The 13,521-nt window shown below is 66.6% G+C and carries 14 protein-coding genes and 1 tRNA gene; 8 read left to right on the forward strand and 7 right to left on the reverse strand.

Annotated elements, in window-relative coordinates; translation table 11 throughout:
- Positions 1 to 17 precede the first annotated feature (17 nt).
- Complete coding sequence (locus AC50X6_RS05130; protein ID WP_494965189.1) at positions 18 to 1,367, reverse strand: MFS transporter; 1,350 nt, start codon at positions 1,365 to 1,367, stop codon at positions 18 to 20.
- Between the two features lie 132 nt (positions 1,368 to 1,499).
- Entirely contained in the window at positions 1,500 to 2,258 is a 759-nt protein-coding gene (locus AC50X6_RS05135) for a LamB/YcsF family protein (RefSeq protein WP_494965190.1), read from the reverse strand.
- A 106-nt stretch (positions 2,259 to 2,364) separates the two neighbouring features.
- Here AC50X6_RS05135 and AC50X6_RS05140 point away from each other — a divergent pair, with 106 nt between their 5' ends.
- Together AC50X6_RS05140 and AC50X6_RS05145 are read left to right on the forward strand one after the other, a co-directional pair.
- Positions 2,365 to 3,129 carry a GntR family transcriptional regulator gene (locus AC50X6_RS05140; protein WP_494965191.1) on the forward strand — a complete coding sequence of 255 codons (765 nt, stop codon included), beginning with the start codon at positions 2,365 to 2,367 and terminating at the stop codon, positions 3,127 to 3,129.
- Between the two features lie 220 nt (positions 3,130 to 3,349).
- Positions 3,350 to 3,685 (forward strand): hypothetical protein, encoded by a 336-nt coding sequence (locus tag AC50X6_RS05145; protein ID WP_494965192.1) that lies wholly within the window; start codon positions 3,350 to 3,352, stop codon positions 3,683 to 3,685.
- A 138-nt stretch (positions 3,686 to 3,823) separates the two neighbouring features.
- On the opposite strand, the gene AC50X6_RS05150 is transcribed toward AC50X6_RS05145, so the two are convergent.
- The gene (locus AC50X6_RS05150; protein ID WP_494965370.1) at positions 3,824 to 4,501 is read right to left on the reverse strand and encodes a LysR family transcriptional regulator substrate-binding protein; all 678 of its coding nucleotides are present in this window, start codon (positions 4,499 to 4,501) and stop codon (positions 3,824 to 3,826) included.
- 189 nt (positions 4,502 to 4,690) lie between these two features.
- Here AC50X6_RS05150 and AC50X6_RS05155 point away from each other — a divergent pair, with 189 nt between their 5' ends.
- From AC50X6_RS05155 to AC50X6_RS05165, 3 genes are all read left to right on the forward strand, one after another.
- Positions 4,691 to 5,095 (forward strand): DUF5997 family protein, encoded by a 405-nt coding sequence (locus tag AC50X6_RS05155; protein ID WP_494965193.1) that lies wholly within the window; start codon positions 4,691 to 4,693, stop codon positions 5,093 to 5,095.
- A 245-nt stretch (positions 5,096 to 5,340) separates the two neighbouring features.
- The gene (locus AC50X6_RS05160) at positions 5,341 to 5,970 is read left to right on the forward strand and encodes a hypothetical protein (protein WP_494965194.1); all 630 of its coding nucleotides are present in this window, start codon (positions 5,341 to 5,343) and stop codon (positions 5,968 to 5,970) included.
- A gap of 58 nt (positions 5,971 to 6,028) precedes the next feature.
- Positions 6,029 to 6,667, forward strand: coding sequence for an NADPH-dependent F420 reductase (locus AC50X6_RS05165; protein WP_494965195.1), 639 nt, complete (start codon positions 6,029 to 6,031; stop codon positions 6,665 to 6,667).
- Positions 6,668 to 6,829: 162 nt separating this feature from the next.
- On the opposite strand, the gene AC50X6_RS05170 is transcribed toward AC50X6_RS05165, so the two are convergent.
- Genes AC50X6_RS05170 through AC50X6_RS05180 form a run of 3 tightly spaced genes read right to left on the reverse strand, consistent with a single transcriptional unit; the run spans position 6,830 to position 10,735 of the window.
- On the reverse strand, positions 6,830 to 8,374 hold the full coding sequence (locus tag AC50X6_RS05170) for an APC family permease (RefSeq protein ID WP_494965196.1): 1,545 nt from the start codon (positions 8,372 to 8,374) through the stop codon (positions 6,830 to 6,832).
- Positions 8,371 to 9,285, reverse strand: coding sequence for a universal stress protein (locus AC50X6_RS05175; protein WP_494965197.1), 915 nt, complete (start codon positions 9,283 to 9,285; stop codon positions 8,371 to 8,373). Before AC50X6_RS05175 ends, AC50X6_RS05170 begins: the two co-directional genes overlap by 4 nt.
- Before the next feature lie 34 nt (positions 9,286 to 9,319).
- Entirely contained in the window at positions 9,320 to 10,735 is a 1,416-nt protein-coding gene (locus AC50X6_RS05180) for a flavin monoamine oxidase family protein (protein WP_494965198.1), read from the reverse strand.
- A gap of 186 nt (positions 10,736 to 10,921) precedes the next feature.
- Between AC50X6_RS05180 and AC50X6_RS05185 the strand changes: the two genes are divergently transcribed.
- Complete coding sequence (locus AC50X6_RS05185) at positions 10,922 to 11,611, forward strand: TetR/AcrR family transcriptional regulator (RefSeq protein ID WP_494965199.1); 690 nt, start codon at positions 10,922 to 10,924, stop codon at positions 11,609 to 11,611.
- 198 nt (positions 11,612 to 11,809) lie between these two features.
- Here AC50X6_RS05185 and AC50X6_RS05190 read toward each other — a convergent pair.
- Positions 11,810 to 11,892 (reverse strand) — tRNA-Leu (locus AC50X6_RS05190).
- Between the two features lie 409 nt (positions 11,893 to 12,301).
- Between AC50X6_RS05190 and AC50X6_RS05195 the strand changes: the two genes are divergently transcribed.
- Together AC50X6_RS05195 and AC50X6_RS05200 are read left to right on the forward strand one after the other, a co-directional pair.
- Positions 12,302 to 13,042, forward strand: a complete 741-nt coding sequence (locus tag AC50X6_RS05195) for an FHA domain-containing protein (RefSeq protein WP_494965200.1) — start codon at positions 12,302 to 12,304, stop codon at positions 13,040 to 13,042.
- Positions 13,039 to 13,521 (forward strand): FHA domain-containing protein FhaB/FipA, encoded by a 483-nt coding sequence (locus AC50X6_RS05200; RefSeq protein WP_494965201.1) that lies wholly within the window; start codon positions 13,039 to 13,041, stop codon positions 13,519 to 13,521. The genes AC50X6_RS05195 and AC50X6_RS05200 overlap by 4 nt, the downstream gene beginning before the upstream one ends.

Consider the following 13,521-nt stretch of genomic DNA (forward strand, 5'->3'; position numbering starts at 1 on the left):
AGAAGGGTTCGCACGGCTCAGGCGTGCGCTTTCTGCAGTAGCCGCTCTTCCTCGTCGGTGTGCGGGTTGCGGCCCAGGGCCAGTCCGACGACGGTCACGAGCGAGGCGACGCCAAGGTAGCCGGCGATCAGGTACCAGTTGCCGGTGGCGAGGTAGAGGGCGGTGAAGATCAGCGGTGCGACGGCGCCGCCGATCACGCCGGCGAGGGTGTAGGCCAGCGAACTACCGGCGTAGCGCAGCCGGGCCGGGAACTGCTCCGTGATGTAGGCGGCCTGCGGGCCATACATAAAGGCGTGGAAGGCCAGGCCGATCACGACGCCGATGGTGAGCATGGCGACGGACTTGCCTTGAATCATGAGGAAGAACAGCGGGATGTAGAGGGCCGTGCCGACTGCGGTGATGCCGTAGACCAGGCGGCGGTTGAAACGGTCGGTGAGGGCGCCGGCCGCCGGGATCAGGAAGATCTGGAAAGCGGAGCCGATCAGGATCGCGCCGAGGACGTTGCCGGTGGTCATGCCCAGCTGCCTGGTGGCGTAGACGGCCACGAAGACGGTGAACAGGGCATAGAGCACGTCGGGACAGACCCGGGAGAGGGCGGCGGCCACGAGGGCGCGCGGTTCCTTGGTGAAGACCTCTTTGACAGGGGCCTTCGGCTGCTCGCCGTGGGCCTGGATGGCTTTGAAAACGGGGGTTTCCTCGAGCTTGAGCCGGATCACCAGGCCGAAGACCACCAGAAGGGCGGAGGCGAGGAAGGCGACACGCCAGCCCCAGGAGAGGAAGGCTTCGTTGCTGAGGGTCGCGGCGAGCAGGGCCAGGACGCCGTTGGCCATCAGGTTCCCGGCGGGTGGGCCGATCTGCGCTGCGGAGGACCAGAAGCCGCGCTTGTTGGCGTCGCCGAATTCGCTGGAGAGCAGGACGGCACCGCCCCATTCGCCGCCGACGCCGATGCCCTGGGCCAGGCGCAGCAGCACCAGGATGATCGGGGCGGCAATGCCGATCATGGAGTAGTCCGGAAGCAACCCGATCAGCACCGTGGCGATGCCGATCAGCAGCAGGGTGACGACGAGGACGTGCTTGCGGCCGATCTTGTCACCGAGCCGGCCGAAGATCACACCGCCGATGGGGCGGGCGAGGTAGCCCACCGCGAAGGCGGAGAAAGAGAGCAACAGGCCGACGAATTCGTCGTTGCCCGGGAAGAAGATTTTGGGGAACACCAGGGCCGAGGCCACGGAGTAGATCGCGAAGTCGTAATACTCCAGCGAGGTGCCCGTGAGGCTGGCGGCATAGGCCTTGAGGGCGCCGGGCGGCAACTTCTTTTTGGTGGCATTCTTGGTGGCGGCCGGAGCGGCCTGGTGCGGTGCGGTCATGGTGTTCCTCCAGGTGCGCGGGTGCTGCCCGTGGCTTGGTGTGAGTACGGCTGATCCCGGCGGGACCGGGGTGATGCCCTGCGTGGCTGGGCGAACACGGCTGGGCAAACGCCTGGCTGGGCGAACGCCTGGCTAGACGAAAGCCGCGGTAGCGATGCCGGCGGCAGTGAGGGCCTCGAGGACCGCGGCGGCCATGGTGACGGCTCCCGGGGAGTCGCCGTGGACGCAGATGCTCTCTGCGCGGATCTTTAGGATGGAGCCGTCGATGGTGCGGACGGCAGAATCGGTGACCATCCGAAGGACATGCTCCGTGACCTCCGCGGTCTCGTGCAGGACGGCTCCGGGGAGCGTACGGGAAACGAGCGTTCCGTCCGGGTTGTAGGCACGGTCGGCGAAGGCTTCTGTCACGGCACGGAGTCCGGCGGCCTCGGCCAGGCGCAGCACTTCCGAACCTGGCAGGCCAAGGATGGGCAGGGTCGGATCAACGGACTTCACGGCGTCGACGACGGCTTGGGCCTGGCCGGTGTGCGCCACGATCGCATTGTAGAGGCCGCCGTGCGGTTTCACATACCGGACTGTGCCGCCTTCTGCGGCGGCCAGCGCCTGCAGCGCGCCGATCTGGTAGACAACGTCGTCCGCCAGTTCGAGGGGATCGATGTCCAGGAACCGGCGGCCAAAACCAGCGAGGTCCCGGTAGCCCACGTGGGCGCCGATTACGACGCCGGCCGCAACGGCCCCGCGGCAGGTGTGGCGGATGACGCTGGGGTCGCCGGCGTGGAAGCCGCAGGCGACGTTGGCGCTGGACACCGAGCGGAACATTGCGGTGTCATCGCCCAACGACCATCGGCCGTAGGACTCGCCGACGTCGCTGTTGAGGTCGATGGTTGCCATTTGTGATCCTCATCTCATGATAGCCCCATCCAAGGATGCATCACATTGGCCGATTGTTCAACAATCTGACGATTCTACTCTGGAACAATCGTGTAGATTCGGCCCTATGACCACTTCCGAGACGGGGATCCGCGGCCAGGCGCCGGCGTCAGCGCAGGCAGCATCAGCGCAGGCGGCGCGGCCGGCTTCAGCAACAGCTGCGACAGCAGCGCAGGCGGCAGCAGCGGCTCGGCTGCGCGTCACGGTCCCTTCGGTTGCCGACCGGGTGGCGGCCGAGCTTCGCCTTCAGCTGGCCGAAGGGGTGCTGCTGCCCGGCACCCGGCTGACCGAATCGACCATCGCGGAGGACCTCGGGGTGTCCCGCAACACTGTCCGGGAAGCCTTTGCCGAGCTGGCTGCGGAGCGGCTTGTGGTCCGGCTCCCCAACCGCGGCGTGTTCGTGGCAAGCCTGGGGCCTGGCGACGTCCATGACGTCTATACGGTCCGCCGGGCCATCGAAGTGATCACCATCCGCGGCGGGGGCAGTCCCGAACGGATTGCCGGAGTCAGGGCCGCCGTCGAGGAGGGAAAAGTCGCTGCGGCCGCCGACGACGATGAAGCCCTGGGCACCGCCAACCAGCACTTCCACGGCGCCATCGTGGCGCTGGCCGAAAGCCGCCGGCTGGACACGGTCATGTCCCAGGTCCTCGCCGAGATGCGCCTGTTCTTCCACAAAGCCACCGTGGACGCGCACTTCTACCGCGGCTACCTCGACCACAACGAGGAGATCTGCGCGGCACTCGAAGCCGGCGAGCTGGACAGGGCCGGCGACCTGCTGCTGGCCTATCTGGACCGCTCGGAAGCGAAGCAAACCGCCGTCTACGGCGGCTGAGGTCATGGACGTCCGCGCTCCGCGACGCGCATTCAGCCCTGCGACGCGTAAAATTCCTGCCGATACCGGTTTTCCCGTGTCGCGGGAAATTTTGTGCGTCGCGGGGAACTTTGCGCGTCGTTTCCCGGCCCGAGCAGGCTCGTCGGCTCCTTCGTGGACTGGACAGAACTCGTCAGCCCCGCTTGTTTAGCTCGTCAGCCCCGGTTGCTAGGCTGGACAGATGAAACGCACTCTCGCCGCCGTGTCCGCCGCCACCCTCCTGATCGCCCTGACCGGGTGCGGACAGGTCGAGGATGCCGCCAAGAAAGCCGTTAACGACGGCGCCTCGCAGGTTGCCACGGCAGCCGCCACCGAGGTGAAGAAGCAGGCCTGCGCCCTTGTCGAGGACGGCCTCGTCAGCGTGAAGGACAAAGAACTCCTCGGCGGCCTCGTTGCCGGCGCGGAAACCGCTGGGGTCCCGTCCGACATCATCACCCCGCTGAGGCAGATCGCCGCCTCGGGAGATCAGGTTCCGGCTGAGTCCGTTACGGCCCTCAAGGACGCCTGCGCCAAGTAGCGCCTGCGCCCAGAGGTGCGGCTGCGCCGAGTTGCGGCTACGCCGAGTAGCGGCGCCACGCGATGTGCCTGCGCCAAGCGGAACGCCTGCGCCGAGTAGCGGCTGTGACCAGGAACGCATCCGCCCACAAAATTCGGCCTAGCGCTTGCCCTTTTTGCGTGATCCCTTGCCGCGGCCCTTGTCCGGGTTCGGCGCGTACCGCTGGGCGACCTTCGGCTTCTTGACTCCGGTTCCCCGCCGGTCAGGCTTGGGTTCCTTCTTGGGTTTTTCCTGCTGGGCAGAGGGCTGGCGTGAACTAGCCGCGGTACGCCCGCGGACGATCCCGATGAACTCCTCGATCACTTCATCCATGGTGTCAAGCGGCCAGGCCAGGGCGATCTCCGTGACCGGCGCCCCCGTGAGCTTCCGCGCCACGGTGTCCTTGACGTTGAAGTGGCGGGCCACGGACATCGGCAGGATCGCCAGGCCCGCGCCCGACGCCACCATCTGCAGGGCCGTCTCGGGCCCGCCCAGTTCGGCCACGTCCAGGAAGGTCTCGGCGGCCAGGTCCGCCAGCGCCACTTCCTCGAACACCGAAATCTCGTGACCCTTGGGCGCCACCACCACCGGCTGTTCCTCATACAGCGGGATGACGCTCAGGCCGTCGCGCTCCACCGGAAGCCGGACAAAGCTGAGGTCAGCGGAACCGTCGCTCAACACAGTGAGCTGGGCGCCGTCGTCGGACATAAAGGAGCGCAGCGGAACATCAGGCATGCGCTCTTCCCAGCGCCGGATCCACTTGCCCGGGGTTACACCGGCGACGTAAGCGAAGCGCAGCTCCCGTGCTGCCGCAACGGCTGGGACGGCGTCAGTTACGTCGGGTTTTACGTCGGGTGTTTCGTCGGGGGATCGGGAGGATTCATCTTCTGCGGACACATGTTCACAGTACCGCCAGTGCCGGAGTATGGTCCCGCCCCGGTGCCTGCCTGGTGCCCTGCGAGCTCCCGGGCCGGATATCCTTGAAGTATGACCTCTGCAAACTCCCAGTCCATGAAGCCGGCCACCGTTGCCAAAAAGCTTGGCATCTACCTGCCCGCAACACCCCAGGAGTTCCAGGATTCGGTCATCACCCGCGCCGATTTCGCCGGGCTCCAGGCCGACCCGCCGGAGTGGCTGGCGGAACTGCGCCGCACCGGCCCGCACCCCCGTCCTGTGGTCGCGCAGAAGCTGAACGTCTCCATCAGCGGACTCGCCCGCGGCGGCGTTGAGGAAGCCCTCACGACGGCGGAAATCACCGCGCTGCTGCAGGCTCCCCCCGCGTGGCTGGTGGCCGAGCGCTCCACCCATGCTGCCGTCCGCACCGAAGCCCAGCGGGTCAAGGACGAGGCCGAAAAGAAGGACGCCAAGAAGGCCCGCGCCGCGGCCGAGTAGCCCAGCCGCCGGTGCGCGCTCTGCAGCCGTTTCGACGGTTCCGTGCACACTCGACGCTCCGAACCGTCTAGCTGGCTGGGAACCATCGAAACGGCGCGCCGACGAGCGAGCGCCCGAACCGGCCCGCATGTGAACGTGTCTTGTGGCCGGGCATGCCGCGGACCATTGACGCCCCGGCCGCCATGGATTCCAATGGAATTAGTGGAACTGCGCCCGCCCCGGGCAGCGTCCCTGGAGGTGTTGGCATGCCGGCTCTATTCGAACCCACCCCGCTAACGGCCTGGCAGTTGCTTGCCCTGGCCGCCGTCGTCGTCTGCGCGGTTGCAGGCACCGTGTATCTGGCCCGGAAGCATCTGGCGGCCGACGGCGGTCTGCCGGATGCGGTGTTCTGGGATGGCTTCGCTGGTCTCGCCGTCGTCGGACCCGCGGTGATTTTGCCTTCCCTGGCCTCCCCATGGGCCGGACTGCTGCTGGGATTTGTCGCCGCGGGCACGGCTGTGGGCGCCAATCTGTGGACGCCGCGATTGTTCAGCCGGTCTGAACTCCGCCGGACCGCCCGGGAGGCGGAAGCGGCGAATGCAGCTGCCGCGGTCCGGCACCAGAGCGCGCTGGCCCGGTGGCGCCGGTACGAACTGGATCCGGCCCAGTGCATCGACTACCCGGCCATGAGCGACCTTCACCAGCAGGAAACGGCAACACTGATCAGGGCCATGAAAGCTGCCGAGCAGCTCCGGGACGCGGCCGATGCCGGCTACGCACCGGCGGTTGCCCGGCTGGAACAGGCGCTGTCCGAGGCCGAGCGGGCCGCCGGCGTCGGACCCACGGCCGGACCGCTCACCACCGGACCGCGCACCGCGGATCCGGCGCGCAGCTGAGCCCGCCGGTCCCCGGTCAGGCCTCGGCCAGTCCTTGGTTATCTAGGAAGGATGCACCATGACCTACATCACCATCATCGGCAGCGGCAACATGGCCCGGGCCATCGGAACGCGGGCTGTCGCCGCAGGGCGCGCGGTCCAGATCCTGGACCGGACCCCGGAGCACGCCGCCACGCTCGCAGCCGAACTGGGCGGCGGCACCACCTCCGGGGGCCTCGGTGACGTCCCGGAAGGCGACATCGTGGTCCTTGCCCTGTACTTCGGCCCGGCCAAGGAAGTCGCCACACACTATGGCGACACCCTGAGCGGCAAGATCGTCGTGGAGATCAGCAACCCCGTCAACATGGAGACCTTCGATTCCCTCGTTGTCGAACCCGGCACCTCTGCCGCCGAGGACATCGCCGCGCTGCTGCCCGGCGCCGCCGTCGTGAAGGCCTTCAATACGACGTTCGCCGGTCCGCTGACGGCGGGCACCACGGGCGGGCTGCCACTGGACGTCTTCATCGCCTCGGACTCCGAGAAGGCCCGCGACGAGGTTGCGGCGTTTGCCGCCGCCGCGGGGCTCCGGCCGCTGCAGGTCGGCGGGCTGCACCACGCCAGGGAACTGGAGGGATTCCAGCTGCTGGTCATGGCACTGCAGGCCAATCCGGCCTACGGAACGCTCAATTGGGGCACCGGACTGAAAATTATTGAATAGGCCGTACCCACACCCACTGATGATCGAGCATCCGGCAGGCTGCCACCTCGTTCCGGTTCCGGACGGGGGAAGGTCCCCCTTTTACCAGCCCGTTGGTGAGTGTGCTTACTTACCGGGGCCGGCAAAAGGAGGACCGTCTCTGTCCGGGTCTACAGTCCGGATCTAGCGGGACAGCGTGCTGACACCCTTGCCCCTGGCCAGGACCTGCCCCTTGAAGAACTCGGGCCGGATCCTGGACATGACCAGCATGAGCACGACGCCGAGCAGGATCACGCCCATCCCGAGGATGAACACGAGGCCAATCCCGCCCACCGAGGACCCGGAGCCGTACGCCGGGTCCATCGAGTCGTAGGCGGTCTTGAAGAACATCACCAGCAGGATGACGCCGCCCAGCAGGGGGGACAGGAACTTGAAGAGGAACGCTTTCGCGCCGCTGAACGCCTCAGCCCGGAAGTACCAGACGCAGGCCAGGGCCGTGATGCCGTAGTAGAAGCAGATCATGATGCCCAGGGCCGTGATGGTGTCCTGGAGCGCGTTCTCAGACAGGATGCGGGTGACGACGTAGAACGCGGCCGCGGCTGCGGCGGAAGCGATGGTCGCGTAGCTCGGGGACTTGTAGCTCGGGCTGATATTGCCGAACTTGTGCGGGAGCGCCTTGTAGTGCCCCATGGCCAGCAGCGTCCGCGCCGGTGAGACAAAGGTGGACTGCAGCGACGACGCCGAGCTGCTCAGGATGGCCAGCGACATCAGGATTGCGAAGGGTCCCATCACCGGTCCGGCGAGGACGGCGAAGATGCTGCCCTGGTTCTCCGGGTTGCCGGCGCCGAGGCCTTCCTCGCCGATGCCGGCGAAGGTCAGGGTGGACAGCGCGACGGTCATGTAGATGATCACAATGACCAGCACAGTGACCGTTGCTGCGCGGCCCGGGGTCTTCTCCGGGTTGCGCGTTTCCTCGTTCATGGTCAGGGTCACGTCCCAGCCCCAGTAGATGAAGATTGAAAGCGAGACCCCGGCGGCGAAGGCCGAGAAGGACTCGACGGCGAACGGGTTGAACCACTCCGGCGTGATGGCCGTAGCGTCGAAGGCCGTGCCGTTGGCAACGTGGCTGAACGCTGCGACCGCGAACCAGCCGAGCACAACCAGCTGAAAAGCCACCAGGACGTATTGCACTCCCTTCGTGGTTTCCATGCCGCGGTAGGAGATCCAGCAGGCCAGGGCGATGAAAACCAGGGTGGTGACAATGTTCAGCGGAAGGTTCAGCGTGAGGTCTGCCAGTTCAGGGTTTCCGAAAAGCTGGGCCAGCATGAGGTAGAAGAAGTCCACCGCCACGGCCGCCAGGTTGGACAGCACGATGATGGTCGCCGCGATCAGCCCCCAGCCGCCCATCCAGCCGATCCAGGGCCCGAAGGCACGCGATGCCCAGGTGAAGGAGGTGCCGGCGTCGGGCATGGCGTTGTTCAGTTCGCGGTAGCCGAACGCGACCAGCAGCATCGGGACGAAGCCCACCAGGAAGATCGCCGGCAGCTGAACCCCGACTTCCGAGACGGTGGGCCCCAGGGCCGCGGTCAGCGTATAGGCGGGGGCAATGCAGGAAACACCGATGACGACGGCGCCGATCAGCCCCACAGACCCGGCCTTGAGTCCCTTGGCGCTCAGTCCTGCGTGTTCGTTTTGCGAGGTCCTGGACGTCGCGTGTTCGGTGCTCATTGCTGTGCCTCTCCGGAGTGGTCATTCGACGTTGAATGGGGCTGCTGCTTGAGTTCGTAGCCGCTGGGAACCACGAGCATGGGCACGGGAAGAGCCCGCAGGATGCGGTTGGCCGTGCTGCCCAGGAAGATGGAACGATCCCTCGCCAGCCGGCTGGAGCCGATCACCATGACCTCGCCGTCTTCCCAGTCGAGGCGGTCCACTGCTTCCTCGATGCTGCGGCCCTGTGCAACGACCACCTCCGTCGTGGCCGCCAGCTGGACGCCCGACTGGTTGACCGGCGCAGCTGCCGCGACCGTCTTCTCCGCGTACTCACGCGCGGCTCCGGCCGCATCGGGGGAGTCGCCGTCGTCGAGCGCCAGGAGCGAGACTACCCGCAGCGGGACCTTGCGGTTCGCGGCCATGCCGATGGCGAAGTCGAGCAGTTTCCCGGCTCCCGCCCGGGTTCCGAGTCCGCAGCTGATCCGGGTCAGGGCCTCCTTGCGGTGGTAGCCGTGGGGTGCCAGGGCCACCGGAACGGTGGAGGCATGCAGCAGCGTACTGGCCACCGAACCGATGGTGAACCGTTTGAACAGGCCGTTGCTGGTTGCCCCGATGACGAGGATGTCCGCACCCAGCTCCTCTGCCGCCCCGATCAGCGTCTGGGCATCGGAGTCTCCGCTGCGGATGTGGGCCTCTGCGGGGACATCGGCCGGAACCAGGGCCAGGGCTTCGTCCAGCCAGTGCCGGGCCTGCTCGTTCAGCAGATTCTCGAATCCCGCCTTGGTCGCATGCGGAGCACCGGAGTGCGCACCTCCGGGAATGACCAGCACCAGGTCCAGGGTCGCTCCCCGGCCTCGGGCCAGCGAGATGGCCAGGTTCACGGCATCATGGCCTCTGGCATTGGCGGAATACCCCACTACGTAGCGCATCTGGCCGATCCTTTCTGAGCTGTTGGGCGGATTCTTAGGAATTAGCTGAATGGGAAGAGACTGAGGCGCGGTCCGCCGCGGCGACGATCCGGGCCGCCGTCGTCCGTCCCATCCTTATCGCGCCGTCAACGTGCTGGTACCCCTCGGCAGCGAGGTCGGAGGATGACCAGTAGATCGGTCCCACGGGAGCGTGCTGGTCCTTGCCGTAGCGGTGCAGCCCGCCAAGGTCGTAGCTCGAGGCGTAGGCGCCGCGGGTCCACTCCTCGGAGCCCCAGTCCGACTCGTAGTAGACCTCGGGATCGAGGGCCTTGTCCCCCAGGAATCCGGCGATCGATTCGAGGATGGCACGCCGGCGTTCGTCGGCGCTGAGCTCGAACACCGCGTCGGCCTTCTCATCCGAAACGAATCCCACCAGGGTGCCCCGGGGATCCTCGTGGTTGGTGTTGTCGTACACCTCCTGGACCATGGCCTCGGCGCCAAAGCAGGTGCCGGAGAGCCCGTCCTCGCGCCAGAACGGCGTGCTGTACACGGCGTGCACCTTGATGACCAGGCCCAATGACTGGTGCTGGTGCATCTGGTGCTGGCGGCGCGGCAGCGGCGGATCGAAGGAGACCCGTGAGTAGAGGTTCGGCGGTACGGCCATGATCACGAAACGCGCCTTCACGGTGGCCCGCTCCGATACGACGGTCACCCGGTGGCCGCCGGTATTTTCCCCTGCGGAGGCTACACCCCAGTTGATGGTCCGCACCGGGCTGTCAAGGACGACGTCGTCACCGAGTTCCCCGGCCAGCAGCACGGACACCTGCTGCATTCCACCGATGACCCGCTTGTCGAGGATGAAGTCCTCGTCGGTGAGGTGGGTGAAGGACCCGGCGGAGGCGGCCATCAGCACTGCCTGCAGCGCGGAGAAGGCGTGTGCGGGCTTGGTGAGCATGCCGCCGGCGATGAAGAGGCCGATGTTATTGCACGCTTCCTCGTCGGCGGAGTTCGCGCGCAGCCAGTGGTGGAAGGAGATGGTGTCCAGCTCCCGGGCCTTCGGGTGCGCCCACGGCTCGGTGGGGCCAATCTCGGCGGCGAGGGTGTCCAGCAGCGCGGTGAGCTTGTCCATTTCGGCCGCGGTGCTCTCACCGACCGGGAAAGAGTCCCCGGAATATGAGATGCGCTTGCCGTCCGCGCCGATGTAGACGGACATACCCTCGCGGTACCGGGAGTAGGTCTTGAGGCCGAGCTCATCCAGGAGCGCCAGCAGTTCGGTCTGGTCCGGGGATACCCACTGGCCGCCGATTTCGAGCATGGCTCCGTCGATCGTGTCGGTCCAGGTGCGGCCGCCGACGCGGCCGCGCGCCTCCAGGACGGCGACGCTCAGGCCGGCTTTCTTCAGTTCGCGGGCAGCGGTCAGCCCGGCGGGGCCTGCTCCGACGATGACGACGTCGCGGTCAAGTTCCAGCATGGTGTCCTCTCTGTGGCCGCGGGAGTGATGCGGACCACTAAATGAATGCCATTCATTTAGACTTGACTATAGCCCCTTCCTCTCCGGCGGGGAAGACCCTGGACGAAGAAAGCTACATATCGAACCGCGGCCGTAAAGAAGGGCACAATAGAGTCACCCCGCACACCCCCCGTAGAGAGGTCCGGAATGTCGGCAGCCGCCAGCGCCCCCGCTGATTCCCACCGCCCCGAGGCCAGGCCGCGCCGCCGGGTCGGCCGGCCTGCCGCGGCCGTACTGGACCAGAACGGCATCACAGCCGCGGCCCTGCAGCTGGTCCGGAAAAGTGGCTACGACGGATTCACTATGGCCGCCCTTGCCCGCACGCTGAATGTGGCACCGTCAGCCCTTTACAACCACGTCTCGTCCAAACGGGAGGTGCTGGTCCTTATCCAGGACCACCTGACCTCATTCGTGGACGTGTCCGCTTTCGACGCCGAGCCGTGGGGTGCGGCCGTCCGGGACTGGGCCTGGAGCTACCGGGATGTATTCTCCAAGCACACCCCGCTGATCCCGGTGATCGCTGTGCTGCCGGTGACCGACGCGCCGAAAACCTTGGCCATGTATGAGGCCGTCAGCGCCGGGTTCAGCCGGGCCGGCTTCCCGCAGGAGCGGATCATCCCGGCCATAGTGGCCCTGGAGTCCTTCATCTTCGGTTCCGCCTACGATGTCACGGCCCCGGCGGACATCTTCGATTCCGGCAGCATGGCGGCGTCGACCCCGAACTTCGCGGCCGCGGTCGCACGGCTGGCAGAGCAGGGCGACCAGAACCAGGCCGATGTCGCGTTCAGCCTGGGCCTTGAGACGCTCATCGCCGGGCTCGGCGAGCTTCGGTCCTAACCCGTGGCGCCGGCCGGTTGCTGCAGCTCCGGACGGACTGGCCCGGCTTTGGAATCCCGCCCGGGCGGCATGGCCCTGGTCCGGCAGGGCCCGCGTCAAGCTCGGGCCGGTTCAGCCACGCCTCGGCAACTAGAGTTACGTGGGCCTTTAAACCAGAAGAACCCCGGTCCGAAGACCGGGGTTCTCTACGTATTTGCGTGCGCGAGGGGGGATTTGAACCCCCACGCCCTTTCGGACACTGGCACCTGAAGCCAGCGCGTCTGCCGTTCCGCCACTCGCGCGCAACTTCCTTCACCTGGAATCAGGTCCGATTCCCGGACCGCCATCCTCGTAAAAGCAGCGAGATTCAGCATAACGGACAACCTCAGGAAAACACCAATCGTGGCGCGTAGTCACCTTCGATCCCCACTCAGCAAGCCTTGGAAGCGGGCTGGCCTGGCCGCTTCAAGGCCGCTGCCCGACCTCTCGCCGGACCCCGCAGGCATGCCGGCCCGGTCGGTGTCACCGCATGTCAGGACCGGTCCGCAACGACTTTTCCCTACGGAGTGGCGGACCGCATTAAGGCCATTCCCAGCCTCGCCCAGTAGTATCTGATGTGGGAGTGCCCGTCTACGGCGGGCTCCTTCAAATGTTGGAAACCGAGTTCCGGAACGAATGCTGCCCCGCAGCCGTCAGGAAAGGAGAAGGACCATGGGATTGCTGGACAAAGTCGAGCGCGGCATCGAAAAGGCCGTCCGCGGAGTCTTCTCCACCGGTTCTCGTGCCCAGGTTGAGCCGGTCGAGATCGCCAGCCACCTCCGCCGCGAAGTGGACAACAAGGCCATCACCATCGCCGCAGGCCGCACCCTGGCACCCAACGTTTTCGACGTTCTTCTCAGTGATGATGATTTCCAGCGGGCCCAGGAATGGGGAACGCCACTTGCGGAGGAACTGTGCGACGTTGTCATCAACCACGTGCGCAGCCAGGGGTACACGCTCCAGGGCCCCGTCCGGATCAGCTTCCGCCGTGACGAAGAACGCCGTGCCGGCGATTTCGAAATCAAGTCACGGACCGAGAAAGCCTCCGCCCCGGCACAGCCCGGCGCGAAGGGCACCATGCCGGCCGCCCCGACGCGCCAGCCGTCCCGCATGCAGCCGGTGCTGGATATCGACGGCCAGCGCTATTCCCTGAACGCCCCGTCCGTTGTGCTTGGGCGTTCCTCCGAAGCGGACATTCTTATTGACGACACCGGCGTTTCGCGCCGCCACCTGGAAATCCGCTCCAGCCCGGGCGCCACCCAGGCCATCGACCTGGGTTCCACGAACGGCAGCTACGTCAACGGCCACAAGATCGTGGGGAGTTCAGAACTCACGGATGGCTCCACGATCACGATGGGACGGACCAAGATCATCTTCCGCCTTTTGCCCGCCAACCCAGGGGGCCGCCAGTGAGTGAGTTGACTATCACCGCTCTGCGCTTCGGGTTCCTCCTGCTCCTCTGGGTGCTGATTTTCAGCATCGTCTCAGCCATGCGCCGGGACCTGATGATTGGACGCAAGGCGGCAGCCGGGGCCCCCACGGCGCGCCAGGTCCGCAAGAACCCGGCGCTGGCCGAGCCGCCCGCGGCGCCGGTGAAGCAGCAGGCGCGCCAGCTCGTGGTGACCGAAGGCCCGCTCAAAGGCACCACCATCGCCCTGGCCGCGAGCCCCATCCTGCTCGGCCGCGCCCAGGAAGCCACGCTCGTCCTCGAGGATGACTACGCCTCGGGCCGCCACGCCCGCCTGTTTCCGCAGGGCAGCCGCTGGTTCATTGAGGATCTCGGCTCCACCAACGGCACATATCTGGCAGACCAGCAGCTGACCCGGGCCCTGCCCGTAGAGCTGGGTGTCCCCGTGAGAATCGGCAAGACGGTCATCGAATTGAGGCCGTAG

Source organism: Pseudarthrobacter sp. HLT1-7, from assembly GCF_059383435.1.

Excerpts from the sequence above, each read along its gene's own strand:
- AC50X6_RS05135 (WP_494965190.1), bottom strand. The coding sequence starts at position 2,258 with ATGGCAACCATCGACCTCAACAGCGACGTCGGCGAGTCCTACGGCCGA.
- AC50X6_RS05165 (WP_494965195.1), top strand. The coding sequence starts at position 6,029 with ATGACCTACATCACCATCATCGGCAGCGGCAACATGGCCCGGGCCATC.
- AC50X6_RS05145 (WP_494965192.1), top strand. The coding sequence starts at position 3,350 with ATGAAACGCACTCTCGCCGCCGTGTCCGCCGCCACCCTCCTGATCGCC.
- AC50X6_RS05180 (WP_494965198.1), bottom strand. The coding sequence starts at position 10,735 with ATGCTGGAACTTGACCGCGACGTCGTCATCGTCGGAGCAGGCCCCGCC.
- AC50X6_RS05140 (WP_494965191.1), top strand. The coding sequence starts at position 2,365 with ATGACCACTTCCGAGACGGGGATCCGCGGCCAGGCGCCGGCGTCAGCG.
- AC50X6_RS05155 (WP_494965193.1), top strand. The coding sequence starts at position 4,691 with ATGACCTCTGCAAACTCCCAGTCCATGAAGCCGGCCACCGTTGCCAAA.
- AC50X6_RS05175 (WP_494965197.1), bottom strand. The coding sequence starts at position 9,285 with ATGCGCTACGTAGTGGGGTATTCCGCCAATGCCAGAGGCCATGATGCC.
- AC50X6_RS05130 (WP_494965189.1), bottom strand. The coding sequence starts at position 1,367 with ATGACCGCACCGCACCAGGCCGCTCCGGCCGCCACCAAGAATGCCACC.
- AC50X6_RS05160 (WP_494965194.1), top strand. The coding sequence starts at position 5,341 with ATGCCGGCTCTATTCGAACCCACCCCGCTAACGGCCTGGCAGTTGCTT.
- AC50X6_RS05195 (WP_494965200.1), top strand. The coding sequence starts at position 12,302 with ATGGGATTGCTGGACAAAGTCGAGCGCGGCATCGAAAAGGCCGTCCGC.
- AC50X6_RS05185 (WP_494965199.1), top strand. The coding sequence starts at position 10,922 with ATGTCGGCAGCCGCCAGCGCCCCCGCTGATTCCCACCGCCCCGAGGCC.
- AC50X6_RS05170 (WP_494965196.1), bottom strand. The coding sequence starts at position 8,374 with ATGAGCACCGAACACGCGACGTCCAGGACCTCGCAAAACGAACACGCA.